This is a genomic window from Desulfobacterales bacterium, assembly GCA_034520365.1.
Taxonomy (GTDB): Bacteria; Desulfobacterota; Desulfobacteria; order Desulfobacterales; family Desulfosalsimonadaceae; genus M55B175.
In genome coordinates this window covers 409,145-434,414 of sequence record JAXHNP010000007.1, presented here as the reverse complement: position 1 = coordinate 434,414, position 25,270 = coordinate 409,145, and the positions used below count along the sequence as shown (strand labels likewise).

Here is a 25,270-nt window from a genome sequence, read left to right as displayed (position 1 = left end):
TGTTGATTCCGCTGTTGATCATTGTTGTCTGGATCGCCCTTCAGTTCTGGATACTGCCTCGCCTCGGGGTGAACACCTGAATGCGCGATGCCTGTCAGGTGCCAGGCAATAAAAAGAAAGATCCGGAAGATAATCAATAACGGGAAAGATCCCGGAGAGGCCCGGGGTTGGTTTAGCCCTATTGAAATTTGGTGCTATGCGTTTGTGATTTTTAAGTCCCAAAAAAGGAGCGCACGGACTGGCACCGGGTGGTGATATTCGGCCGGCTTGCTGAAATCTGCATGCAGTCAATATCTGTCCAAGGGCCGGCTTGTCTATATCGAGGGCCGTCTCCAGTCCCGCTCCTATGAGCAGGACGGGGGGTGACCAAGTGTTGTGGCCAATGAATATGCAGATGCTGGAATCTAAAATGCGGCCCAGTCCCAGTATGCGGATAATGCCGCGCCCGCCTATGATGCCGGTGCAACTTCGCAGCCGCAGCAGCAGTCTTCCGCATCATCCGGCGGGGGCGGCAATGAATTTGATGATGATATTCCTCCTCATCTGCAAGACGGATTTGTCGGAAAGAGAATCCAATCTTTTTCTAAACCAGAGGCCGGGTAATTAGCGGTATTCCGACTGTTAAAAATCGATTGAGCGAAATTCAGGCTTTACTCCCGCTCGGAAGAATTCGGCTCCGGTTTTTGTTGAATCCTTGCATTTAACTGGTTCACTTTTTCCTGAAATTCTTCGCAGGATCTTTCATATTGCTTAATCCGTTCGTTTAGCTCCTGGATACGGGCTTTGTGCGCACCCCGGGAGTCGGCATCCATATTTTCAGTGGACTGTCGTCCCAGAAGCTCGGCCTTTTCTTTTTGAAGCGCCTCAAACTTTTTGTCAAGCGCCTCTTTTTCGGCATCTAGCTGCTCAGCACGCATCTGTAAGCCGCCGTCCCATGTGTTTGGATCAGGGGCTGTTGCCCGGTCGCCTGATCCGGAAGAACGCTTCCGTGCATTTATACTGGACGGGGTTGGTTTTTTTTCAATGGATTCAAATTTATCTATCTCACCCCGCTGACTTTCAGGAACCTGTGCTTTATCATCTGTAAAATGAAGATTCCCGTCTTTGTCCGTGTACTGATAGTATTCAGACAAGGTAACGCCCGGAAACAAAATACATACCAAAACCGCATAAAGTACAATCTGAAATCGCATCACCCTCATCTTTATCGCTCCTCATTCCATCCTGAATCTGCAGTTGTCTGTCTACCGTGGCGATTGCAGGCGTTTTAACTCGACGATTTCGCCACGATCATTTAACTTGACGCCGACGTAAGCGCCCTGGCTTACGGATGAAATTTTGGCGTCCTCAGCGATCTTAAAGTTGCCATCCGATATAACCACCCGGTCATCAGTTTTATAATTAACTTTACCGGTAAGGTCGAAATGTTTTTTGACCGCGCTGGAGATATCGACTTCGCCTGCATCAAAACCTGCCGGCGGCCGGATTTCTCTGACACCTTCCCCCCCTTCATCGGCGGCCACCGGAGCCACAAAAACCATCCCCAAAACCACAAAAAGCATCATCACGCCATGTTTTATTCTATTAGTAAGGTTTATCCTGCCCATGGATATATATCTCCTTTATTTTAATTGCTTCATTGTCTCGTGCAAAACCTTATCGAATCCAACGCCAATACAAAACCCCTTCACCGGAATACGGAATCAGCACCGGGTTGATATTGCCTGTTGAGTCATTAATATACAAACGATCCTCGAGTTGAATCGGCGTATAAAGCATTTGGTCAAATGATTTTCCGGTTTTGCTGGCATCATCCTCCGCATTGATCTCTTCATCTGCGTTCGTATCAAATTGCGCCCTGTCGGTCTTACTCCCACTGCAAAGGCTGACCTGATATAGCCAGGAATTCCCGCCTGCGGCACAAGGCGATTCTGAAGGTATCGAAGAAATAAATGTCACAATTCCCACATCATCCCCTGTACCCATTCGGATGTCCGGATCACGGATAACACGCGCCCCCTCATCATTCAGGTTGAAATACCAGCCGGCATGATCCGTCTCTGTATCATCATCACCGCCCGGCGGCACGAAATAGTCAATGGAATTATCGGTAAACTCCCGCCATCCATCGCCGGCATCTGAAGCCGTTTGCTCAAGCAGAGTCAGATTGTCCGCAGCACCCGGGGCGTTTGTCAACACGGGGGCGGTGTCGGTGGCTGTAAATTCGCCAAGGTATTTGTCCGCCCGCTCTCCCTCGGGCCAGTTATCCTGCCAGTCCCACACCCCGTAAAAGGACTGTTGGGTTGTGTCCTCAAAATCCGTTGCACCGATGTACTGGCCGGTGCCAAATACCACAAAAAACCCATCCTGGCTGGCATCGCAGGCCATGCTCGTCAAGTCCGGCTGAACGGTAATTGGCTGGCCGCCGTCCCCGTTTTTGACCTGAATTAAAGGCTTGGCGGTGCCGCCGTCTGAATAGGCGAACCCCCAATCAGAGACGTTATCCCCCTTTAGGCTAAACTTCCATAGATTGCCCTGAAGGTCACCGGCGTAAGCATAATCGACATAACCGTCAGCATCTACATCAGCCACCGCAGGTGTGGACAGGCCGTTGCAGCCGGTTGCGCCGGTATGAAATTTCTTGATGACGGTCCCGTTATCAGCATCCAGAACATAGAGCACTGCCTCTTCATTCACACTGCCATAGCCGTTACCGAAAACCACCACCCAGTCTTCGGCTTTGGTCTTGGCAATAAACGCCCGGCTGTAGGAATAGCCCAAATCATCATCACTGTCAGCGGTATATTCCCATTTGACCGCTCCGCTTGCATCCCCTTCAACCGGCGGATCACTCAGCGCGCTCACATCCAGGCAGAAATAGCCTTTGCCGCCCTTGCGCAGCCCGCCGACGAGTAGGGAGGCGCTGTCCGTCTTTCGGCCATAGGGCGTATTATCGACATAGAATTTATGGCTATAACCGGGATTTGCATAATCAGGAAGATTGCCTGCATCTAATACGATCTTGGGCACATAGGCAAACAGCTCGTCACCCGTTTCCGCATCAAATGCATGCATCATCCCATCGTTTGCCCCGATATAGATCACCCCGTCAAACAAATGCGGCGCGGAGTGAACCACATCGCCCAGCTTGCCGCTTCTTACCCGGTATGATCCGCCGTTTTGCTGGTTGTTGGAGGTATCACCGCGCAGATAATCGATCAAATCTCCTGACAGCCCGATATTATCGGCATTGCCGCTGGTAAACGCCATTCCGCTCGAGCCGTCATAGGTAAAAATAACCCGATCCCCATGATCGACTTCATCCAGCTTGGAACTGGCAGACCAGTTGTCTCCGCCAGTTTCGATGGCCCCGGTAGTCCGATTGACATCCATTGAAACCACATCACCGTACCAGTTGTCCGTGTGATAGGTCCCCTGGTAAATTTTGCTGCCCGCCTGCCGCTGAATGGAGTTGGTGGCAACGGCTGCAGCCGACCCGAGCCGGGATTCTATATCACTTTTCAGCCGCTCTAAGGCATCAAGAAGTTCTTCCGGATTGCCGGCGTTGATATACTTGCCGCGGCCGTTTATCGCTGCATGGTAGAGATCATCAATCTTTTTCTTATCGGAATCATAAGGATTCGACCAGGCGGGGCAATCCTCAACCGGACAATTTGGATAGCTTTCCCGATCGATGGTCCCGCTGACACCGAATGATACCGAATAGGTCACCATGTGTTGATGCGTGGCATCATCACTGTTGGCGGTATTCTTGGGCACATAATCCGCAAGGATTTCATTCAGATCATCCTCATAATAGCGCATGGCCACATCCGCCAGGGTATCGCTATAACTGTCGGCAAACTTTCCGCCGTCAAATTCGGTGTCTCCATTGCCGTCCTCGTTGCCGACACCGGGATCGCCGCCGTTCCAGTAGCCGTCGGTCATGGCGATACAAAACGCCTGCTGGCACTCCCCGCCTTTATCTGCAAGAAAAAACGGATAGCTGTCCTCAGACATAAAATTACTGATATAATCCGGCTCAGTCGAGATTGAATCCGGCCTGAGATTCGCACCATAATCGGTGCCGTCAAGGTATTGCCCGATATCCTCCAATCCATTTCTAAGCGGGGTTCCGCCGCCTGAATCATAAGCATAGATCTGTCCCATTAAAGAATCACTCTGGTCGTAAAGCGTATCGTTCAATGTCACATTGACCGGCAGCGCCGATTGTTCAACCTGACCGTTAATTCCCAGCATGCCGATATAAACCCCTTGTATATCATCGATCACGTTGCCCACGGCATTTTTGGCGGTCAGCTCGCGCTTGCGGTAAAACGAATACCAATTGGCAAAGTTGACCCGTTCTTCGTCATAAGTGCGGCCGGTGACGATATCGGCCGGCGGGTTGTTCACCCGTTCCAGTTCCTCGACGGTATCGACTTCCATGTTGTCATTATCGTCGTTGACCCGCCAGTATTCGATCTCGCCGTCGAGGTTCACCAAATACATTTTGTCTTCGGATTCGGATTTCACATAATAATGGGCGCGCACCAGGTTAATGGGCGAGGGGCCGCTTGAGGGCATAAAGGCGACCGCATCGGCTGAAGCCCGATCATTATTTGCATCCGGCACATAATGATCCAGGGTTACCACACCGGTCTCGGAACTGAATGACAATTCCGTGGCCAGCTCCATCCACCGACCGCCGTTTTGCTCCTGATCAAAATTTTTGGTGGCGGTCCCGCCGTCATGGTCAACGGAATACTGAACGGACGTGGAGCGGCTGTCAAATGCCACCCACCAAACATAAACATCATAATCCATGGATGAATCAAGGCCGCAGGCCGTCCAGGTCGCTGTATAACTTTCAACATCGGGGGTCCAGAGATAATCAGGCCCGTAGCGCTGATCATCCGCGGCGGTGGAATCATCCCAGGGGCCGGTCGCGTTAAATCCGCAGGCATCACCGCAATTCGAAACGCATACAAGCTTAATGGCATCCGCGCTGACTTCGTCCGAAGAAGAACCGCTGCCGGCTTCTGTCACCTCATAATTGTCAATCTTGATCGTGGCTGTGCCCGAGTCAAATGTATATGTGTCATTGCCCAGTTGCTGCCAGTCGTTTTGTCCGGCATAATCTTCCTGGTTGACGTAAATTGTTGTCTGCCCATTGGAATGATTGATGGTATAAGGAATCTGGGTTCCCCGCTCATCATAAGCACTCCACATGGCATATACTTCGTATTCGGCATTTGGATCCACTGCTGCTTGCCAGGTGGCCGTGTAAGAAACGCCCTCCCAATCGTTGCCAGCGACCCAGGAGGTTGGATTACAACCCCCGTCGTAACCGTTCCCGTTCTCAACCCAATTGCCACCATTCGTAGATTTGGAAAACCCCGGATCGCAGTTGTCGATAATTGTTTCTGTAGGGTCGGTAACAGTGGCGTCTTCATTGTCCACGATCACCCCGCCGGCATCCAGAATCTGCTGCGTGGAGAGGGTTTCGCCGAAATCAAAATAGGTGGCGTCCATATTAAGCGTATGGGCACTGGACGTAGGCAAAGACCGGGGATTGTTCGGGTCCATGTCATAGGGCGTGGTAGCGGGCAAAGGGTCATTCCAATCCGGAGTATCCGTCTCGGCCAAATCATTCCACCGGGGCCACGGCTTGTATTCAGAGCCCGGGTTGTAATACATTTTATTGGTTTCCGACCACTGGGTCACCCATTCCATTCTGCGGCTGTCCGGAAGGGGAGGCCAACTAGAGGAATACATATCACCTGGATCATCAAATACATACCCATAGCCATGATATAACCCATTGCCGTCTCCGCCATCTGACTCATCCATCATAATGGACCAATCCATGGAGCCGGAATCGTCGAGCAGAAACATGATAATGCCCGGCGCCGCCTGCTCCTGGGTATCGAGCGGAATATCTGCCAGATAATTAAACACACATTCGCCATTTGCAGGCAAAGGGCTGGCGATCAAAACAAAGGCCAAAAGCGCAGCGGCCGCAATAATGCCTACCCTGTTTTTATATCTACCTGGATAATACATATTGTCCTGCCTTTCTTTTTTTAGCATGTTTCGGCAAATATATGGAAACCGACAAAGAGTTTGTCCGCATGGGCAATTGTCAATCTATCCCTGTTTGCCGTTTCTTTAAAATATCATTCAGGGCGCCCGGACCCGCTTTCTGAAACCAACCTCCACAAGCGCCTCGCCCTGGTCACTATTCGATTCCGCCAGACCATAAACAGCATAGTCGATATCGGCATCTTCGCCGGAAATCACCACCGGCGGGTCAAAATCCACCGCATAAGATGCATTCGCATGGACATTCGATGAACTGTCTAAAACCATTGATTCGGTAGAATCGTCAGAGGGGTCGTCGGGCCAGTTATCCGAACTTTCAAAATGGGTGTTATCCGTATCTGTTTTGTTGACCCATGGCAAGTCGTTGGTTTGACCCATCAGATCGTCAAAATCTGCGATGCCGCTGAGCAGGTCAAGGCGCTGCGCCGCCTGTTTGGCTGCCCCTTCGGCCATATACAGGTTCTGCTTACTTATGGCGTAGTTGCGGGCCACCCAGTTTTCCGTAATGGTATCCTCTGTGGCCATGAGCCCGGCAATCGTCAGGGTCACCATTATTAAAAGCACAATGAACATCAAAGATCCCCTTTGATTGTTGACTGGGAGAATCGGCTCTATCATTAATTAATCCTTTGACCTTATTTGTTTAGAGTACGCTTGTGCGAAATCCTGTGAGGTGAAGCTCCCGCCCCCCGTTTTCCCATGTAACGGTGATATCAATCTGTTTGGCATCATCAGGGCCATCCCCATCTAAATCCACATCCGTGATATCCCAGGTGAGATTGAATATACCGCTAAAATAATCATGTTCCGGGATATTATCATTATCGCCACGGGTGTAATCCGTGCCCTCGGCAAACTCATCCAGCCGGTGCCACTCCCCCTCATCCGCCTCATCTTTCGTGCTATCGCCGTCATTGTCTATGCCATCGTTTAGTAGCTCGGATTCATCATCATTATCTATCGTGCCATCCCCGTCATCATCAATATTGAAACGGTCATCAGAGCCGCCGCCAACCCGCATCAACAGTTCCATGGTATCTGCGGCATACTCCGTGGCCAGGGTACTTTTACGTGCAACGGCGTTTTTATTAATCGTGCCGGTTTGCAGGCTCATGGTGCCCATGATGGCGATTGAAAAAATGGCGATGACAAGCATGACTTCAACAAGTGTAAACCCGGCTGCCTGATTTTTATCTGCTTCTTTTACTTGCTGTTTCATTGGTTTCATATGGTTTGCTCTTTGAGTTTTGGGTTGCCAATTATTTTTTAATCCGTATGGGTTTCCGGCCGCTGCCTTAATCCTCGATCATATTCCGGCATTGGACCCTGCCGGTAATAATTTGACGTTGGAACCCATCGTTATAACTCCAGTCAGTGCCCGAAAATGAGGTGTAAGTTTGATTGCCTCTGGAGCCGGTTTCATGCGCCGTGCGGGCTATAAACGAGATACCCACCGCCCGGATATCTTCAAGATTCGCAGGAGTGCTTGTCTGAGTGCCATCCGCCAGGGTATAAAAAAATTCAAGCTCTTCAATATCTAATGCAATGGCCTGGCCTCTTGGGTCTGGCACAACCCCCGGGCCGTCCCTGAGCTCCCGGCGGAGATCGCTGTCCCCGTCGCCATGGGCATCATAGAGTTCATAAAAAACGGTTTCGGTTTCATCGCCCTCATCGGTCGTGCCATCGTTGTTGTTATCAATACCGTCACGATCTGCCACATAGGAGAATTCCAGCCCACCTGCATCTGCGGTTTCAAATGTGTCATCATTATCCAGGCCGTAGCCAGCCATCATTAAATCCCACTTTAAAAAATTCATGGCAAGGCGCATGTTCTGCTGCATGTCAATCATCATCTGCTGTTCGCGGCTGATCCGCGTCTGGGTCCAGTATGCCCCGACAATCAGGGTCATCATAATGGAAGCCACCGCCATTGCGATCAGAAGCTCTATTAGAGTGAACCCCTTGTTATCCGCTGGTCGTTTCAATTTCTGAATTATTGACATTTCGCTATCCTTATACTTCCGGTGGCGCTGACTCGAATTTCACTGCACCGAATGTTGTTTTTGACCTCAACAGAGCCAAAATTCAAAGACCCGTCCGGCTTTCGGGCTATCCCCATGGAATTGAAAACAGCCTGAGTATCGCCGCTAAACCCGGCATCCGCCATTGTGACGCCGGGCGGCATCTGACCTTCCTGGATTACATCATCCGTTCCGGCATCAAACGTGTCGTTGTCATCGAGATCTTCAAATACTCTGAACGTTCCGGCAGAACCACTGCCATTGACAAAGTCAATAAATACCGTCGCATTATCTTTGATTGCGGTCATTTTGGCGGACTGGAGGGTGGAATAGACCTGCCTGGCGGCTCTGGTAACTTGCTGATTGTTCCTGTAGCTAATATAGTTGGGCACAGCAATAGATGATAAAATGGCAATTATCGCAATTGCGACCATCAATTCGATTAATGTAAATCCATATTTTTTACCCATTACGACTCCTTGATAGGGTTTATTTAGCTTTTATATATTTTTTGAATGCAATTCCTGCACCAATTAAACAGATTTTACCTCCCGCATTCACATAAAACAACTTAAATGTTTGAAATTATTGATTAATTTAAAAAATTGGAAATACTACAATCAAGCACTTTTTAAACAGAAAGAAAAAAGGAAGGTCAAAAGTATTAAAAAATTTAATAGCACATTAAAAAAAATTAAGGGCAGGAAACAAATCAATCAACGATCTTCCGGCAGTTCGAATAATGGTTTCATCCGCCTAAACGCGGAACAATTTTGCACACAGCTTTCGTATCTTAGCCGGCTTCAGATAAAAATTTTTCGACGCGCCTGCCTACACCGACATCCACAAGAAAACTGTTCAACCGTGATTCTCATCCCTCGAATTGTTGGTTTTCCAAGCATTATTTCCGAATGAATCGTTATTCGGTCAAGCAATGTTTCTGTTTTCATCGTAAAAAAACCTCCCCGCTTTCATCATTTTGGCTTTTTTAAATGTATCAGGGCCGGTGAAGAGATGCAAATAAAACGATCCGGTATTTAGCAACAGCTATCATTCTCGCGCCAAGACGCAGAGGCGCAGAGGTTCAAATCTCTATGGTAGCGTAGCGGCAGACGACCTGGTTTTCGTTGATCAGGCGATCCATAACCGCTGCATCCGCCAGGAATTTCAAAATCTTCTCGCCCGCGTTTTTCTTCATACGGACCGCCTGGATAACCCCGGCGCCGGGGTTCTCACCCCAGGAAACGCCGTTTACGAAAACCATGGCCTGGAAATTAGGGCCAAATTAACGTAAAATATCAGAATACCAGATCACAGTTGACATCAAGACTGGAATTTGATTCAGTCCGGTCATCCTCCTAAGAAAATTGATCCATTGGAGTAATAATTATGATTCCGAAAGTCATAGAAGCTGAATACGTAGACGATTATGTTGTGCACCTTCGATTCGCTGACGGGACAGAGGGTGATGTCGACCTCAGTCAGGAACTCTACGGAGAAATATTTGAACCCCTCAAGAATCGTGAAACATTCGCAAAAGTCAGAGTACATCCGGAGTTTCGGACTCTGTGCTGGCCAAATGGTGCCGATATCGCGCCCGAGTTCCTCTACGAAAAGATAAAAATTACCGCATAATCCTGTCACGGCCAATTTGTTTTAACCGCACAGCCCATAACCACGGCCCTGTTAACGGACAGATAGTCGGCACGGTGGCCGACCCTACGATGCAGGTAAGCGTAGGGCAGGCCACCGTGCCTGCCTAAGCGGCCTAAGAAAAGACAGAACAAATTTGCCCTGAATTTTTAAACGGGTCGGACCAGCACAACTTATTGATATCATTGTTCTTGATTTGTTATTTCATGCTGATTTTAGTATTGGGAGCTGATTTTTGATATTGAAATGAGCCCTCTAAGGGTGCCCGGAGATAACAATTTTTTAAACTGTCAGTTTTATACCCCAAAAGTTTGATTTAGCTCAAATAACAGCCCTTTTCATGAATCTTTTCTATTTATTTCGAGGTGTTATTTTGGTCCGACCCCAGATTCATGGAATTTTCTGCATGGTGTCCCCCGAATTTTTGCCTCACACGATTTCTCACATCCTCACACGAGCTCACACTTGAACTTCATATCTCACATCACTTCCCCGGCCCTTTTTGGTCACCAAGTCCATACCTATCAATTTATTCAACCGCTTAATAGCGGTATTTTGATGGATATTCAAATGGTTAGCAATTTGACTGCTGGCCAGACGGCCCTTGTCAGTAAGTAGATCATATATTGTTTTGAGTTCATGTGGCAAAGCAGTATGGCGCTTGTAAAAAATGACTTTAAAATAATTGCCGATCTCCAGAAATTGGGGTTCGATAAGCCCGGCTCTACTACAGGCGTCACGCATTCGAATGATGCCCGTTCCAAGCTGCTCTATATATCCAGCCTTGCGAAAAATCTTAACGATCTGTCTGTTGCGGATTTCAGAAGTCCCCAAACCAAGGTCAGACAGAGAAATTCCCACAGGCAAAGTACCCGGACTAATGATCTCTACGCGATCAGTAAAAACCTCTACCTTGCATTGAGATCCTTGCATGGCGTAATCCCTATGGCAAATCGCATTTACAATAGACTCCCGCAAAGCAACAATGGGTATATCCGAATTTTCATCCCTGCGCAGGCCGCTGATCTCAACCCTGTTGCCAAGATAGGCGTCAACAGCTTCCATAACCATCTGGGGGGCATCCAGAAGGCCGCAGGTTATGTATTGAGAATGGACAAGGCCAGACCTGCTATTGCCACGGTATATGGCCACAGCGAAACCAGCATATTCATAAGGATCCGGGAGCAAATCACAAAAAAGCAAAAGCCCGCCAATTGTAGGGTGACAACTCCCGTTATAGCGCACTGCCAAGTTTTCTTTTACCAAATAGTCCACACTGACCTTAGCCTTGATTTCCCTCCAATTCATATACCTAGACAGGACCTGAGTGGAAAATACCTGACAGTCGAAACGGACATCCACCTCCTCATCCAGACAGCGGTTGTGCGCTTGCCTGCGTAGATCCGCTAAAATCCATTGATCAGCGACTCTGTTTGTCGAGCCGACTCGGACATAAGCGCCCTTTTCCGGCCCCTTGGACCTCAAATAATAAGGCTTATTCGGGCCGGGAAATACCTTGATTTTAAATAGAATGTGTTGCTTGTATGTGATCGTCTGAAAAAAAACACCGGGAATTGGAGAGATCTTGTCGTAGATAGAATTGGCCAGACGTTCTTCAAGCTCAAAAGGATCATGATCAATACCGACAATATTTCTGTCATCATCAATGCCTATAATTATTTCTCCGCCTGCGCTATTGCTAAAAGCGATGACAGTACGCAATATATTATCTAATTTCCTGGAAACTTCTCTTTTAAACTCCAGGTTGCGACCTTCAGGGCTCTTTATCAAATTTTCTGTATTCATAATTTAACCGCCCTCATTTTTCGCGGGCTTGGGACTGGCCCCACGCAACCCACTTAAATATCATCATATATATCCAAAAACAGGATTTTTTCAGCTATTTAAACTCGTTAGGCGCATAAACGGAGAAATTTTCGTCTTTTTCCCGGGTAATTGACCAATTAGCTTAGGCATTTTTTGCGCCAGTTTCAATTTTAAGTTCCGATTTTTTAAAAGGAATTTTAACAGGCGTACAGCTTGAGTTTTGCGTCATTTCAGCCGCCAATCGTGGGCCGGGTTTTCATACATGATGGTCATTCACCTAAGCTAAACAAAGTACAACCTCCCGTCAATTACAAAGTACATGGCCAATTCACGGGACCATTCACCGCCTCACTTTCATGCGGTGTATGGCGAATATCAGATCACAGTTGACATCAAGACCGGAATTTGATTCAGTCCGGTCATCCTCACTAAGAAAATTGATCCATTGGAGTAATAATTATGATTCCGAAAGTCATAGAAGCTGAATACGTACACGATTATGTTGTGCACCTTCGATTCGCTGACGGGACAGAGGGTGATGACGACCTCAGTCAGGAACTCCACGGAGTCGGCACGGTGGCCGACCCTACGATGCAGGTAATCGTAGGGCAGGCCACCGTGCCTGCCTAAGAAAAGACAGAACAAATTTGCCCTGATAACTGTTTTGACATATGCCATATTAAATAGTATTAATTACGCAAGGCACTCCGCAATTGCCGGAGAATGGTGATTGCGGCGTTTGCGTGGGGATCCCCTGTGGGATCAAACCGGGAAATTGAGACAAACAGGAAAAGGAGCAGGCAATGGCAGGATCGCTGAACAAGGTGATGTTAATCGGGCGGCTCGGCAAAGACCCGGAAATCCGCTATACGCAAGAAGGCCGGGCGGTGGGGAATTTTTCCATGGCTACCAGCCAGCAGTGGTCGGACAGGGACTCCGGCGAAAAAAAGGAGCGCACGGACTGGCACCGGGTGGTGATATTCGGCCGGCTTGCTGAAATCTGCAGTCAATATCTGTCCAAGGGCCGGCTTGTCTATATCGAGGGCCGTCTCCAGTCCCGCTCCTATGAGCAGGACGGGGTGACCAAGTATATCACGGAAGTTGTGGCCAATGACATGCAGATGCTGGAATCTAAAAATGCGGCCCAGTCCCAGTATGCGGATAATTCGGCGCCCTCCTATGATGCCGGCGCAACGTCGCAGCCGCAGCCGCAGCAGCCTGCATCATCCGGCGGGGGCGGCAATGAATTTGATGATGATATTCCGTTTTAAAGGTTTCGCGTGATTAACTTAAGCCATTTTTACCCTCATCCCGGCCTTCTCCCATAGGGAGAAGGAGATAAAAGGATATTGGCCTGTGGGTTATTAAAGATTTCTCGGCGCTTTCGCGCCTCGAAATGACAGGCGGGACGCTTTAGTTAACTGATACCTAAATTGCACGTTCCAAACTTAAAAATCGCTCAATTTAGGGGATAGAATCAACTTTGCGGGCTGTTATGGGCGGGGATCAGGATTTATCCTGGTCCTCTTTTTTGTTTTCAAGCTTTTCCGGTTCGCTGTCTTCCTCGGATGTTGCTTTTTTGAAGTTTTTGATGCCTTTGCCGATGCCGGAGCCGATTTCAGGCAGTTTGCCGGCCCCGAAAATAATGAGAATGATCACCAGAATAATAATGAGCTCAGGCATGCCAATGCCAAACATGGATTTCTCCTCCGTTTATCTGCCCGCCATTTTTTAAGGAGCGGGTCCATTCTTTTTTGTTGGGTTTATCTTAGGGCATTCCTAAGATTCTGTCAATTCATTCCAATCATTGAAAATTTTTAAAAATACAAAAATCTTGTCAAGGCTTTAAAAGAATTGTAAGATTAATATCTTTTGATCATGAGTTCTATCATATCGTCACCATTAATTTTATTAAAGTGGTCACATGAGCTAAACTGTCATTTCGAGCGTGAGCGACAAATCTTTCAATTGCATGATTTTAAAGATTTCTCGTCGCTGGCGCTCCTCGAAATGACAGTTTGGGAACTTTGACTTTTTTAATATTTGGTTGCAAAGGAAAAACGTTTTATATGAAAACCGAGTTTAAACCAAACGCAAAGCCGGCGCTGATCGGCAGTCTGCCCATGGATGAGCATCCGGCGGCGGTGCAGTTGATGGGCGAATATACACCGGAAATTCCCTTATGGATCCAGCTCCCCCATTTTTCCGCAGAGGGCATGATGGCCCAGTTTCTGCCGGGCATGCCGGCAGTCGCCAGGGACGGGGAGAAAACCTATATCAATACCGCGGATGAAGATTTTGACCAGGCGCTTTTGGCGTTTTTTGAGGATTATATGGCGGTCGAGGGGGGAACCCTTGATATTTCAGATTCCCGGTTTGCCCTGACCGATAACACAGCGCCCGGTTTTTTTGAGTTTCTGCGATATCTGGACAGCCGGCCGGAGCCGCCGGCAGCGGTAAAAGGCCAGGTCACCGGACCGTTTACTTTTGCCACCGGCGTGGTGGATGATGCCGGCCGGGCGATTTTCTATGATGACCAGCTCCGGGATGCCGCGGTCAAGCTGATTGCCATGAAGGCGCGCTGGCAGGTCAATCAGCTCAAAAAATACGGGTTGCCGGTGATTATTTTTCTGGATGAACCCGGGCTTGCCGGATTCGGTTCATCCGCGTTTATCAGCGTATCCCGCGAGGATGTGGATCAGTGCCTGGCGGAGGTGATTTCCGCCATCCATGCCGAAGGCGGGCTTGCCGGCATTCATGTGTGTGCGAACTCGGAGTGGTCCATTGTGCTGGACTCCCCGGCGGATATCGCAAGCTTTGACGCGTATTCCTTTTTTGACAAATTCATCCTGTATGCGGATCAGGTAAAAAAGTTTATCACAGACGGCGGGATCCTGGCCTGGGGCATTGTGCCCACCGGTGACGGGGAAACCATCGCCAAAGAATCGGTTTCTTCCCTGGCTGAATTGTGGGAGGATGAGGTTAAACGCACCGAAGCCCTCGGGCTGGATCGGTCGACCATTTTTGAAAAATCGCTTATTACCCCAAGCTGCGGCACGGGGTCGCTATCGCTTCCCGATGCCACGCGGGTGTTGGAGTTGACGCGGGATTTGTCAGAGAGGATACGGGCGTATATGGAAGGCTGAAACATGTAAGGTCGGCACGGTGGCCGACCCTACAAAAATACGGGAAGGGATGGCAAAATAGTAAGGTCGGCACGGTGGCCGGCCCTACAAAATCTTGGCATTATTTACTGTCATTCCGAGGAGCGCGAGCGACGAGGAATCTCGTTTGAAAGATTTCTCGCTGCCGCTCGAAATGACAGTAGCGTGGGCTTTTTCTATATCGTATAGCTTGTTGAATTGAATTAATACGCATTAAAATAAATTTGATTGTATAATAAACGGGGAGTCTTATGAGTAAAAACAGACAGGCCAATCAGTTTAGCGGCGCAAGCAAGTATGTGCTGGACGAGGAACTGGCCAAAATCGTAAACATTTCAATGGCCCTTGAGATGCCGCTGCTTTTAAAGGGCGAGCCGGGCACCGGCAAGACCATGCTGGCCCATGCAATCGCCGAGGCCCTGCAAATGCCGCTGATCATTTTAAACGTCAAATCCAACATGAAGCTGGTGGAGGCCCTCTACCAGTACGATACCCTCACCCGGCTAAACGACAGCCGCTTCGGGGATTCCAGCCGGGATGTGAGCCGGATCGAGGATTATATCAAGATGGGCAAAATCGGGCAGGCGTTTGCGGCAGATACCCGCACAGTGCTCTTAATCGATGAGATTGACAAGGCGGATACGGATTTTCAGGATGACATGCTCGATGTGCTGGATCAGATGGAGTATGACATCATCGAGATCGACAAGACCATCCGGGCCAAGCACCGGCCGGTGATCGTCATTACCTCAAACGCGAAAAAAGATCTGTCTGATCCGTTTTTGGGGCGGTGCAACTTCCATCACATCGCGTTTCCGGACCCCAAGATGATGCGGAAAATTATCGGTGTCCATTTTCCCAATCTGGACAATGAGGTCATGGAAAACGCCGTTGCCACGTTCTACAAACTCCGCGAGATCGACACGGTGGAGAAAAAACCCGCGACCCGGGAGCTGATCAACTGGATCCGGGCGCTTCAGATGGACCCGGATTTCAAGCCAAAGCAGCTCGCCAAGGGGGATATCCCCTATCTGGGCGTTTTGTTTAAGAAAAGCCAGGATTACGTAAACGCCGGCAATTATATCAACCGTCGCAAACTGTTTTAAATTTATAAAATGTTCGTCGATTTTTTTTATAAACTGCGCGAGGCCGGGATCCCCGCCACACCCACGGCGTTTTTGACCCTGTGCAAGGCGCTTCGCATGGGACTGATCAGCTCGCTTGAGGATTTCTACACCGCCTCGCGGGCCATTCTGGTAAAATCCGAGCGGCATTTTGATCTGTTTGACCAGCTTTTTGCCCATTATTTCGAGGGCGCGGAGCTGCCGGACGTGGAGGGGCTGGAGCTGGATAACATGGCCAGGGCCCTTTTGGATGAATGGCTGAAAAATCCCAAGGAAATCGCCGAGGCATTCGGCGTGGATCCGGAAACCCTGGAAAAGTATTCGCCCGAGGAGCTGCTCGAGTATTTCAAGGAGCGGCTAAAGGAGCAGACCGAGCGGCATGACGGGGGCAACCGATGGATCGGCACCGGCGGCACCTCGCCGGTGGGCCACTCTGGCTATCATCCGGAGGGCATGCGCGTGGGCGGCGAGTCCCGGAACAAATCCGCGGTAAAAGTTGCCAATGAACGGCGCTACAAGGATTATTCCCGGTCCGGCCCTCTCACCCATGCCTCCATGGGCGAGGCCTTGAAGCGACTCCGCAATCTGGTGCCGTCAGGGCCCAAGGACGAGGTCAACGTTGATGAGAGCATCTACCAGACCATGAAGAATGCGGGCGAAATTGAAATCGTGTTTGACCGCAGCCTGCGGGACCGGCTCAAGGTGATCCTGATGATCGATAACGGCGGCTGGTCCATGGACCCTTACGTGCCGGTGGTGCAGACGCTTTTCAATTACGCCAAAAGCCAGTTCAAGGATTTGAAAACCTACTTTTTCCACAACACGGTCTATGACACGGTGTGGGAGGATCCCAGCCGGTACAAGAAACCGGTCCGGGTGGATGAGTTTGCCCGTAAAGATCCGGAGACCCGGTTGATCATGGTAGGCGATGCCAGCATGGCGCCCTACGAGGTGATGGCCCGGGACGGCTCCATTTATGCGACGGAGCGAAGCGGTCTGCCGAGTATCGAGCGGCTGAGATTACTGTCAGAGACGTTCCCCCGCAATGTCTGGCTCAATCCCGTATCCGAGCGGATGTGGCCGTATACCCGGACCATCATGATGATCCGGCAGATTTTTCCCATGTATGAATTGTCCATCGACGGACTGGAGGGCGCGGTCACCCAGTTGATGGCCGCATAGGATGGGTGATAAGGCATTGAGGCACTAAGGCACTGAGGTCCTGAGGCACTGAGGTCCTGAGGCACTGAGGCACGGTAAATTTGTTCTATCTATTTTTCAGGCGGGCACGGTGGCCCGCCCTACGAATGGGGAAAAATCCGATTCATCGTAGGGTCGGCCACCGTGCCGACCATAAATTCTTGATTTCATTAACCTAATGCCTAATACCCAAAACCTAAAACCCGATAAGTTACTTAGAAGTATCCCCCTGGGTCTGCAGTCGGGGGCCGAGCCTTACAATAACTTCCTCGTCAGGAGCAGTTTATGAATCAGCGGCTTAAATCTCAAATTAAAACCATCGGATGGGTGTTTGTTTTTGTTTTGCTTTTTGCAATGCTCGCGGCTGCCGGCGAACGAATGGCAGTGAGCGTATCTGTGGCCAATATCCGCTCCGGCCCCGGGCAGGACTACGAGATTTTATGGAAAACGGAAAAATACACGCCCATTGAGGTGCTTGATCGCGACCAATCCGGTGATTGGATTTATTTTAAGGATTATGAAGGCACCAAGGCCTGGATACATAAAAATCTCGTGCGAAACATTGATACGGTGATCACGAAAACCGGGCTGTGCAATATCCGGTCCGGTCCGGGAACGGATCACGACCTTCGGTTTCAGGCGCAAAAAGGCGTGCCCTTCAAGGTGATGCGCCGTGACGGCGACTGGATACAGATCAAGCATGCGGATGGGGATACGGGCTGGATTCATCAGAAACTGGTGTGGTGAGATAAGGTGTAGGGTGTAGGGTGTAGGGTATAAGGTATAAGGTATAAGGTTTAGGGTGTAGGGTGGTGCCTGTCATTTCGGGGAGCGCATGCGACGGGAAATCTTTTTGGTATAATGGCTACACTGGCAGTCAAATAGGATAAAAAGGAAAATTTATGAGCGGATTATCGTTTCAGACGGACAAGCAGGTAATTGTATGCGTGGGCTCCGCCCTGGTGGATATGCTGGCCCGGGAGAACGACGAATTTATGCAGGACCTGGGTGTTGAGAAAGGCGGCATGAACCTGGTGGAAAGCGATTATATCGATCAGTTGGTGGAAAAGACCAAAGAGCCGCCGACCATCGTTCCGGGTGGATCGGCCTGCAATACCGCCATCGGCGTCGGCATGATGGGCGGCAAAGCCCGGTTTGTTGGAAAACTGGGCGAGGACAGCCTGGGTGATATGTTTCACCAGGATCTTAAGAAAAACCATGTGGAACCGGTGCTGTTTCCCTCGGATCTGCCCACCGGTCGGGTGTTATCAATTATCACCCCGGACGCCCAGCGCTCCATGTTTACCTATCTGGGTGCGGCCGCGGAACTGCATCCCTCGGAAATAACCCCGGACTGCTTTGACCAGGCGGCGATTGTGCATGTCGAGGGGTATCTGTTGTTTAACCGGGAACTGATGCTGGCCACCATCAAAGCGGCCAAAGCCGAGGGCGTGCGGGTAAGCCTGGATCTTGCCAGTTTTAATGTGGTGGAGGCATCCAGGGATTTTCTCGATCAGATTATCGAAGACTATATTGATATTTTAATTGCCAATGAGGACGAGGCCCGGGCGTTTACCGGTGAGACCGATGAAGCCAAAGCCCTTTCGGATTTATCCAGAAATGTGGAAATCGCGGTATTAAAAGTCGGCGGCCGGGGAAGTTTTGTGCATTACCAGGGCGAGCAGATTCGTATTGAGCCCATGGCTTGCCCCCATGCCGTGGATTCCACCGGCGCCGGGGATCTTTGGGCGGCCGGATTTTTATTCGGCTTGGTGAATGGCTACAGCATTCAAAAAAGCGGTGAGTTCGCCTCAGCCTGCGGCGCCGAGGTCTGCCAGGTGGTCGGCGCCAACATCCCGGAAGACGGCTGGGGCCGCATTCGCCGGTTGCTCTAATATCAATGGGGTAATTTAGACAGGCGGTAAATTTCAGGCAGGCACGGTGGCCTGCCCTACACAGGCTCGGCTGGCGCACCGTTTGTAGGGTCGGTCACCGTGCCGACCACCCGCTATGTTTAAATAAAAAGGCACAGTGGCCTGCCCTACACAGGCTCGGCCGGCGCACGGTTTGTAGGGTCGGTCACCGTGCCGACCAAAAAATACAGCTTTAATGAGGCAATTGTTCGCATTGCCGATAAATTAGAAATATACCAAAAATTTGGAGATAAAATGGCAGAAGATAACAATAAGGAAACCCCCCATCCCCAGCCGGATAAAATCGAGGTCTATGCCAAGCGGATTCTGGAGTTCGTAAAGGCCAATCAAACCGCCATCGTTGTTGCCGTAAGCGCCGTGGTGCTGGCGGCGGTGGTGGTTTCCGGTATGATTTATTTTCAGAAACGCGCCGAGGAAAAGGCCCAGGCCCTTTTGGGAACGGCCCTGTCCCAGGCAGAGGCCGCCGCCCAGAGCGGCGAGGCCGCGGCCCGGTTTGCCGAAATAAAGCCCAAATTCGAGGAAGTGATCAATAAATATGGCTCTACAGCCGCTGGACGGGCGGCTTTAATAAAATATGCGGATCTTTGCTATCAGACCGGCGACTATGACAAGGCTGTTGAAATGTATAAAAAAGCCCTGGATGCCTATGATGACGGCGAGATCAAAAGCTTTATCCTAAACGGTCTGGCCTATGCCTACGAAAGCAAAAATGCCTATGAGGAGGCAGCCACGTATTTTAACCGGATTGTTACGGACAAGTCCGCTGTAATGAAGGATCAGGCGCTTTTTAACCTGGGGCGGATTTACGGGAAAATGGGCAAACCGGAAAAACAGCGCGAGGTCTATGACCGGATCGTCTCTGATTATCCGGATTCCATGTATTATCAGCTGGCCAGGGAAAAACTGGCGGGCTGACCTCCCAGAAACCCTCCAGTGGCTCTGGCCGGTTGAACAGGCAATGGATATCGCAATAGCAGGGCCGGGCATCCGGTTCTTCGCGTTATGAATAATCAGCAAACACCAGTCAGCCTCTCCGGCCAGATTGAGCGGGTCACCTACACCAACCCGGAAAACGGATATACGGTGGCCCGGCTGAAGGTTCACGGCGGCCGGCAGATCGTCACCGTGGTCGGCAGCCTGATCGATCCGATCCCCGGCGAGGTGATGGAGCTTGAGGGCCGCTGGAAGGTACACCCCAAATTCGGCGAGCAGTTCGAAGTCCAAACCTACCGCACCACCGCCCCCGCAACAGTTACCGGTATCAAAAAATATCTGGGCTCCGGCCTGATCAAGGGCATCGGACCCGTGATGGCCGAGCGCATGGTAAACCGGTTCGGCAAAAAAACCCTTGATATCATAGAGCATGCGCCCGGCCGATTGTCCGAGATCGATGGCATCGGCAAAAAACGGGTGGCCATGATCCAATCCGCCTGGGCCGAGCAGAAGGAGATCCGGGATGTCATGCTCTTTCTGCAGTCCCATAACGTGAGCGCCGGTTATGCCACCAAGATATTCAAGCAGTACGGCAATGAAGCCATTGAGGTGGTATCCCGCAACCCCTATCAACTGGCCACCGATATTTTCGGTATCGGATTTTTAACCGCCGACCGTATCGCCCGGGAACTGGGGTTTGAAAAAGATTCCGACGTGCGGATCCGCGCGGGCGTTCTCTATGTTCTCGATCAGATGGCGGAAGACGGCCATGTTTATTTTCCCTATGATGAACTGCTGGAAAAATGCGCGGAAATGCTTGATGTCGAGGCCTATCCCGTGGCCGACGCCGTTACCCACATGGCTTCCGGTAATAAAATATGCGTGGAAATCATTGCCGGCGGCCATGATCAAGCGGCGGCGGATACGGCCGTATATCTGGCCAAATATTATACCTGCGAGACAGGCGTTTCCGCCATGATCAAACGGCTGCTCAATACGCCCAAGGCCATCCGGGCCATTGATACGGAAAAAGCCGTTTCCTGGGTGCAGGATCAGCTCGCGTTTACCCTGGCGGAAAAACAGGGCCAGGCAGTGGCGGATGCAGCCAGAAGCAAGGTCATGGTTATCACCGGCGGTCCGGGAACCGGTAAAACCACCATTATCCGGGCCATACTCACCATATTCGCCAGACTCAAGGTCAATATCAGGCTGGCCGCCCCCACGGGGCGGGCCGCCAAGCAGATGAGCGCGGCCACCGGCGAGGCGGCCACCACCATCCATCGCATGCTCGCATTCAATGCCGCCGGCGGAGGATTCCAGAAAAACGCCGATAATCCGCTGGACTGCGATTTACTGATTGTGGATGAGGCCTCCATGATCGATACGGTCTTGATGTATCATCTGCTAAAGGCGCTGCCGCCTCAAGCGACCCTGATCCTGGTGGGCGATGTCAACCAGCTCCCCGCGGTCGGGGCCGGCAATGTGCTGGATGATATCATCGCATCCGGCAAAGTGGCGGTGGTGCGGTTAAATGAGATCTTCCGCCAGGCCCGGCAGAGCCGGATCATTGTGAACGCCCACCGGATAAACAGCGGGTACATGCCGAAAATCGAGGAAAGCCAGACGCCATCCGATTTTTATTTTATCGAGCAGGAAGATCCCGAGACGGTGCTTTCCCTGATCCTTTCACTGGCCGGCCGAAGGATTCCGGAATCCTTCGGCTTTGATCCGATAAATGAAATTCAGGTGCTCTCGCCCATGCACAAGGGCACGGTGGGGGCGGCCAATCTGAACCGTGAGCTCCAGCAGCGCTTAAATGCGGGTAAAGAGGGGGTGGCGGTCGGCAATGCCAGTTTTTGCGTTGGGGATAAAGTCATGCAGATTCGAAACAATTATGATAAGAGCGTATTTAACGGCGATATCGGCCGCATCCGGGCGATCAACCATGAAGACCGGGAGTTGATCATAGATTTCGAGGCCCGCGGGGTGCCCTATGATTTTACGGAGCTGGACGAGGTGGTGCTGGCGTATGCGATATCCGTGCACAAGTCCCAGGGCTCCGAATATCCGGCGGTTATCGTGCCCGTTGTCACCCAGCATTATATTATGCTCCAGCGAAACCTCATCTATACGGCGGTCACGCGGGGGCGTCAGCTGGTGGTGCTGGTGGGGACCAAAAAGGCCCTGGCCATCGGCATTAAAAACAACAAGACCCAGCACCGGTATACCCGGCTGGACCTCAGGCTGAAATGGCCGAGCGAACGATTTCAAAAGGAGCATCCAGCGTGAAAATCATCATCGTCGGCGCAGGGGAGGTTGGATTTCATATTGCCAGCCGGCTGTCGCATGAAAACAAGGATGTCGTGGTCATTGATACGAATGCCGCCGCCATCGCCCGGGTTTCTGAGAATATCGATGTGGAGGCGGTGGTGGGCTCCGGCAGCAGTCCGGTGGTACTTGAGGAGGCCGGCATCAAGGAGGCGGAAATTCTGCTGGCCGTTACGGACAGTGATGAGACCAATCTGGTGGCCTGCCTGATGGCGGATACCATTTCGCCGGCCACCAAGAAGCTGGCCCGGATCCGGCAGAAGGATTATGATGCTTACCATCAGATATTTCATGATTCTCCCCCCCACATTGATACGGTGATCAATCCGGAAATCGAGGTGGTCCGCACAATCGAGCGGTTCATGGGCGTTCCCGGAGCAGTGGATGTCGGCGAATTTGCCGACGGCCGGCTTAAGTTCGTGGGCATCTATCTGGATAAAGGCGCGCGGCTGGCTGGCCTGAAACTTCTGGATCTACCCGGCAGGATCGGAACCAAAGTGCTGGTCGCTGCGGTGGTGCGAAACGAAAAGCTGATTATCCCCGGCGGGGATGACCGGATTTATCCCGGGGATTTAATTTATTTTATCAGCGAGGAAGCGGGTCTTGCGCGCATTCTTAAGGCGTTTGACAAAGAGTCCAAGCCCATGAAGCGTGCCTTCATCGTCGGCGGCGGCCGCCTGGGGCTTCGCCTGGCCAGGTCCCTTGAGAAAAAAGGCATCTATACCAAGCTGATCGAAAAGGCGCCCGCCCGCTGCTCCGAGCTTGCCGAGCAGATGAACAAGGTGGTGGTGATCCATGGGGATGGCTCGGATCAGAGCCTTTTGGTGGAAGAAAACATCCAGGATATGGATGTGGTCATCACCCTGACCGACGACGAGGAGACCAATATCCTGGTATCGCTGCTGGCCAAGCGGATGGGCGCCCGCAAAACCATTACGCGGTTAAGCAAGTTCAGCTATTTTCCATTAATGTCCTCCATCGGGCTGGAGCAGGTGGTAAGCCCCCGGCTCTCAGCCATTGATACCATTCTTCAGTACATCCGCCGGGGCAAGGTGCTTGCCGCGCGGACGATTTCCGATGAACAGGCCGAGGTCTGGGAGGCGGAGGCGCTGGAGACCTCGGATATCGTCGGAAAACCCCTTCGGGATACCGATATGCCCCATGGCGCCCTGGTCATCGGCATTATCCGGGAGGATAAGATCCTGATCCCCTCCGGGGACAGCGTGATCCAGCCGCATGACCGTATCATCATTTTTGCCAAACGCCAGGTGATTGCAAAAATCGAAAAGATTCTGACCGTCAAGCTGGAGTTTTTTTAAATGCGCTGGCGGGTGGTCTTCTATATGGTCGGGATTCTGGTTTTTTTTCTGGGCCTGATCATGATCTTTCCCCTTTTGTACAGTTGGTATTTTGACGCGGCGAGTCTCTGTTCCCTTTTTCAGGCCACGCTTATCACAATTTCCGTGGGTGCCGTGCTTTATTTGGCTCTGCGGACCGGGCCGCTTGAGCACATCAGTCAGCGGGAGGGGATGGCCATTGTGGCCATCGGGTGGACGGCGGTGGGGCTTTTTGCCGCCCTGCCGTTTTACTTTTGCGGGGTGTTTGACACCTTTGTCAACGCAATTTTTGAGTCGGTTTCAGGCTTTACCACCACCGGCGCCTCGGTGATGACCAATGTGGAAGCCACCCCCAAGGGCATCCTGTTGTGGCGAAGCCTCATCCAGTGGCTGGGGGGCATGGGGATTATCGTTTTATCCGTGGCGATTCTGCCGTTTCTGGGCGTGGGCGGCATGCAGCTGTTCAAGGCCGAAGTGCCCAGTCCGGTGCCGGACAAGCTAAAGCCCCGGGTCAGCGACACGGCAAAGACCCTGTGGAAGGTTTACGCCCTGATTTCTTTAGTGGAGCTGCTGCTTTTGCTTTTTGGCGGCATGGGACTTTTTGACGCCTTCTGCCACATGTTTACCACCATGCCCACCGGCGGGTTTTCCACCAAGAACCTCTCCATCGCCCATTTTGACAGCCTTTATTTTGATATCGTGATCATGGTCTTTATGCTGCTGGCCGGGGTGAATTTTTCCCTGCACTACCAGATGCTTAAAGGCAGGCCCCTGGCGTTCTGGCGGGATGCGGAATGCCGGTTTTATTTTTTGGTCACCGGCATCCTGGTTCTGGTGGTAAGCCTTAATGTGTATGGACAGGTTTATCAATCCGCCGGCAATGCGCTACGGCACGGCGCCTTCCAGGTAATTTCAATTTTGACAACCACCGGCTATGCCACCGCGGATTTTAACCAATGGCCGGCCATGAGCAAGCTGATCCTATTGCTTTGCATGTTCATTGGCGCATGCGCCGGCTCAACCGGCGGCGGTATGAAGCTCATGCGGATCATGTGCTGCTTTAAATACTGCTACAAAGAGCTCTTTAATCTGGTGCATCCGCGTGCGGTGGTGCCGGTAAAACTCGGCGGCAAAACGGTTTCTGATGCGGTTATCGGCAGCATATTGGGCTTTCTCGCCCTTTACATGGGGCTCTTCGGAATCTGCTCTGTTCTGCTGGCCGGTATGGGTGTGGATTTTGTAACGTCGTTTTCCGCGGTGGCCGCCTCCATTGGAAATATCGGCCCCGGTCTGGCCATGGTCGGGCCGATCGGCAATTATGCGGATATTCCGGATCTTGGCAAATGGCTGCTGATCTGGTGCATGCTTCTGGGCCGGCTTGAAATCTATACCGTGATTATCTTTCTGGTGCCGGAATTCTGGAAAAAGTAGGCGCAACGCTGCCTGGCAAAAAAACTTTACAATTTTTATTGACACTGTTTGAAAATAAAGCGGCATTTTTGCCGAAGTACGAACGGTCGGCGCGGTGGCCGACCCTACAATATGTCGGCATTGCCGCGTAGTAGGGCGGGCCACCGTGCCCGCCTGAAAAATAGATAAAACAAATTTACCGTGGATTTCTCTGTTTTTTTATTGACACTGTTT

Annotated in this window: 21 protein-coding genes and 1 pseudogene; 12 read left to right on the top strand and 10 right to left on the bottom strand. The window is 51.0% G+C overall.

Annotated features, from left to right (window positions below; genetic code table 11):
- Positions 1–221: 221 nt before the first annotated feature.
- Positions 222–348: pseudogene (locus tag U5L07_16140) on the top strand (single-stranded DNA-binding protein).
- A 302-nt stretch (positions 349–650) separates the two neighbouring features.
- Here the strand turns inward: U5L07_16140 and U5L07_16135 are convergent.
- From U5L07_16135 to U5L07_16100, 8 genes are all read right to left on the bottom strand, one after another.
- Complete coding sequence (locus tag U5L07_16135) at positions 651–1,193, bottom strand: DUF4124 domain-containing protein (GenBank protein MDZ7833278.1); 543 nt, start codon at positions 1,191–1,193, stop codon at positions 651–653.
- A gap of 51 nt (positions 1,194–1,244) precedes the next feature.
- Positions 1,245–1,607 carry a hypothetical protein gene (locus U5L07_16130; protein MDZ7833277.1) on the bottom strand — a complete coding sequence of 121 codons (363 nt, stop codon included), beginning with the start codon at positions 1,605–1,607 and terminating at the stop codon, positions 1,245–1,247.
- A 49-nt stretch (positions 1,608–1,656) separates the two neighbouring features.
- Positions 1,657–6,066, bottom strand: a complete 4,410-nt coding sequence (locus tag U5L07_16125) for a PilC/PilY family type IV pilus protein (protein MDZ7833276.1) — start codon at positions 6,064–6,066, stop codon at positions 1,657–1,659.
- A 117-nt stretch (positions 6,067–6,183) separates the two neighbouring features.
- Positions 6,184–6,678 carry a pilus assembly PilX N-terminal domain-containing protein gene (locus tag U5L07_16120; GenBank protein MDZ7833275.1) on the bottom strand — a complete coding sequence of 165 codons (495 nt, stop codon included), beginning with the start codon at positions 6,676–6,678 and terminating at the stop codon, positions 6,184–6,186.
- Positions 6,679–6,748: 70 nt separating this feature from the next.
- Entirely contained in the window at positions 6,749–7,333 is a 585-nt protein-coding gene (locus U5L07_16115; GenBank protein MDZ7833274.1) for a type II secretion system protein, read from the bottom strand.
- 67 nt (positions 7,334–7,400) lie between these two features.
- Positions 7,401–8,108: a prepilin-type N-terminal cleavage/methylation domain-containing protein gene (locus U5L07_16110; GenBank protein MDZ7833273.1), complete on the bottom strand. Its 708-nt coding sequence runs from the start codon at positions 8,106–8,108 to the stop codon at positions 7,401–7,403.
- On the bottom strand, positions 8,099–8,596 hold the full coding sequence (locus U5L07_16105) for a GspH/FimT family protein (GenBank protein ID MDZ7833272.1): 498 nt from the start codon (positions 8,594–8,596) through the stop codon (positions 8,099–8,101). Before U5L07_16105 ends, U5L07_16110 begins: the two co-directional genes overlap by 10 nt.
- Positions 8,597–8,929: 333 nt before the next feature.
- Entirely contained in the window at positions 8,930–9,076 is a 147-nt protein-coding gene (locus U5L07_16100; protein ID MDZ7833271.1) for a DUF433 domain-containing protein, read from the bottom strand.
- A gap of 439 nt (positions 9,077–9,515) precedes the next feature.
- Here U5L07_16100 and U5L07_16095 point away from each other — a divergent pair, with 439 nt between their 5' ends.
- The gene (locus tag U5L07_16095; protein MDZ7833270.1) at positions 9,516–9,761 is read left to right on the top strand and encodes a DUF2442 domain-containing protein; all 246 of its coding nucleotides are present in this window, start codon (positions 9,516–9,518) and stop codon (positions 9,759–9,761) included.
- Between the two features lie 477 nt (positions 9,762–10,238).
- On the opposite strand, the gene U5L07_16090 is transcribed toward U5L07_16095, so the two are convergent.
- The gene (locus tag U5L07_16090) at positions 10,239–11,585 is read right to left on the bottom strand and encodes a putative DNA binding domain-containing protein (protein MDZ7833269.1); all 1,347 of its coding nucleotides are present in this window, start codon (positions 11,583–11,585) and stop codon (positions 10,239–10,241) included.
- An 824-nt stretch (positions 11,586–12,409) separates the two neighbouring features.
- On the opposite strand from U5L07_16090, the gene U5L07_16085 reads away from it, so the two are divergent.
- Entirely contained in the window at positions 12,410–12,877 is a 468-nt protein-coding gene (locus tag U5L07_16085) for a single-stranded DNA-binding protein (GenBank protein MDZ7833268.1), read from the top strand.
- Positions 12,878–13,112: 235 nt separating this feature from the next.
- Here U5L07_16085 and U5L07_16080 read toward each other — a convergent pair whose 3' ends face one another.
- Complete coding sequence (locus tag U5L07_16080; GenBank protein MDZ7833267.1) at positions 13,113–13,304, bottom strand: twin-arginine translocase TatA/TatE family subunit; 192 nt, start codon at positions 13,302–13,304, stop codon at positions 13,113–13,115.
- Positions 13,305–13,675: 371 nt separating this feature from the next.
- Between U5L07_16080 and U5L07_16075 the strand changes: the two genes are divergently transcribed.
- From U5L07_16075 to U5L07_16035, 9 genes are all read left to right on the top strand, one after another.
- Complete coding sequence (locus U5L07_16075) at positions 13,676–14,752, top strand: hypothetical protein (GenBank protein MDZ7833266.1); 1,077 nt, start codon at positions 13,676–13,678, stop codon at positions 14,750–14,752.
- Positions 14,753–15,021: 269 nt separating this feature from the next.
- Positions 15,022–15,876 (top strand): MoxR family ATPase, encoded by an 855-nt coding sequence (locus U5L07_16070; GenBank protein MDZ7833265.1) that lies wholly within the window; start codon positions 15,022–15,024, stop codon positions 15,874–15,876.
- Positions 15,877–15,885: 9 nt separating this feature from the next.
- Positions 15,886–17,076, top strand: a complete 1,191-nt coding sequence (locus U5L07_16065; GenBank protein MDZ7833264.1) for a hypothetical protein — start codon at positions 15,886–15,888, stop codon at positions 17,074–17,076.
- 303 nt (positions 17,077–17,379) lie between these two features.
- Positions 17,380–17,841: an SH3 domain-containing protein gene (locus U5L07_16060; protein MDZ7833263.1), complete on the top strand. Its 462-nt coding sequence runs from the start codon at positions 17,380–17,382 to the stop codon at positions 17,839–17,841.
- Positions 17,842–17,996: 155 nt separating this feature from the next.
- Positions 17,997–18,989 (top strand): adenosine kinase, encoded by a 993-nt coding sequence (locus U5L07_16055; GenBank protein ID MDZ7833262.1) that lies wholly within the window; start codon positions 17,997–17,999, stop codon positions 18,987–18,989.
- A gap of 273 nt (positions 18,990–19,262) precedes the next feature.
- Entirely contained in the window at positions 19,263–19,943 is a 681-nt protein-coding gene (locus U5L07_16050) for a tetratricopeptide repeat protein (protein ID MDZ7833261.1), read from the top strand.
- Between the two features lie 87 nt (positions 19,944–20,030).
- Positions 20,031–22,250, top strand: a complete 2,220-nt coding sequence (locus U5L07_16045; protein MDZ7833260.1) for an ATP-dependent RecD-like DNA helicase — start codon at positions 20,031–20,033, stop codon at positions 22,248–22,250.
- Positions 22,247–23,608, top strand: coding sequence for a Trk system potassium transporter TrkA (trkA, locus tag U5L07_16040; protein ID MDZ7833259.1), 1,362 nt, complete (start codon positions 22,247–22,249; stop codon positions 23,606–23,608). Before U5L07_16045 ends, trkA begins: the two co-directional genes overlap by 4 nt.
- Positions 23,609–25,057, top strand: a complete 1,449-nt coding sequence (locus U5L07_16035; GenBank protein ID MDZ7833258.1) for a TrkH family potassium uptake protein — start codon at positions 23,609–23,611, stop codon at positions 25,055–25,057. It begins immediately after the preceding gene.
- Positions 25,058–25,270: the final 213 nt, after the last annotated feature.

Coding starts and splice junctions, on each gene's coding strand:
- U5L07_16135 (MDZ7833278.1), bottom strand. CDS start 1,193: ATGCGATTTCAGATTGTACTTTATGCGGTTTTGGTATGTATTTTGTTT.
- U5L07_16130 (MDZ7833277.1), bottom strand. CDS start 1,607: ATGGGCAGGATAAACCTTACTAATAGAATAAAACATGGCGTGATGATG.
- U5L07_16125 (MDZ7833276.1), bottom strand. CDS start 6,066: ATGTATTATCCAGGTAGATATAAAAACAGGGTAGGCATTATTGCGGCC.
- U5L07_16120 (MDZ7833275.1), bottom strand. CDS start 6,678: ATGTTCATTGTGCTTTTAATAATGGTGACCCTGACGATTGCCGGGCTC.
- U5L07_16115 (MDZ7833274.1), bottom strand. CDS start 7,333: ATGAAACCAATGAAACAGCAAGTAAAAGAAGCAGATAAAAATCAGGCA.
- U5L07_16110 (MDZ7833273.1), bottom strand. CDS start 8,108: ATGTCAATAATTCAGAAATTGAAACGACCAGCGGATAACAAGGGGTTC.
- U5L07_16105 (MDZ7833272.1), bottom strand. CDS start 8,596: ATGGGTAAAAAATATGGATTTACATTAATCGAATTGATGGTCGCAATT.
- U5L07_16100 (MDZ7833271.1), bottom strand. CDS start 9,076: ATGAAAACAGAAACATTGCTTGACCGAATAACGATTCATTCGGAAATA.
- U5L07_16095 (MDZ7833270.1), top strand. CDS start 9,516: ATGATTCCGAAAGTCATAGAAGCTGAATACGTAGACGATTATGTTGTG.
- U5L07_16090 (MDZ7833269.1), bottom strand. CDS start 11,585: ATGAATACAGAAAATTTGATAAAGAGCCCTGAAGGTCGCAACCTGGAG.
- U5L07_16085 (MDZ7833268.1), top strand. CDS start 12,410: ATGGCAGGATCGCTGAACAAGGTGATGTTAATCGGGCGGCTCGGCAAA.
- U5L07_16080 (MDZ7833267.1), bottom strand. CDS start 13,304: ATGTTTGGCATTGGCATGCCTGAGCTCATTATTATTCTGGTGATCATT.
- U5L07_16075 (MDZ7833266.1), top strand. CDS start 13,676: ATGAAAACCGAGTTTAAACCAAACGCAAAGCCGGCGCTGATCGGCAGT.
- U5L07_16070 (MDZ7833265.1), top strand. CDS start 15,022: ATGAGTAAAAACAGACAGGCCAATCAGTTTAGCGGCGCAAGCAAGTAT.
- U5L07_16065 (MDZ7833264.1), top strand. CDS start 15,886: ATGTTCGTCGATTTTTTTTATAAACTGCGCGAGGCCGGGATCCCCGCC.
- U5L07_16060 (MDZ7833263.1), top strand. CDS start 17,380: ATGAATCAGCGGCTTAAATCTCAAATTAAAACCATCGGATGGGTGTTT.
- U5L07_16055 (MDZ7833262.1), top strand. CDS start 17,997: ATGAGCGGATTATCGTTTCAGACGGACAAGCAGGTAATTGTATGCGTG.
- U5L07_16050 (MDZ7833261.1), top strand. CDS start 19,263: ATGGCAGAAGATAACAATAAGGAAACCCCCCATCCCCAGCCGGATAAA.
- U5L07_16045 (MDZ7833260.1), top strand. CDS start 20,031: ATGAATAATCAGCAAACACCAGTCAGCCTCTCCGGCCAGATTGAGCGG.
- U5L07_16035 (MDZ7833258.1), top strand. CDS start 23,609: ATGCGCTGGCGGGTGGTCTTCTATATGGTCGGGATTCTGGTTTTTTTT.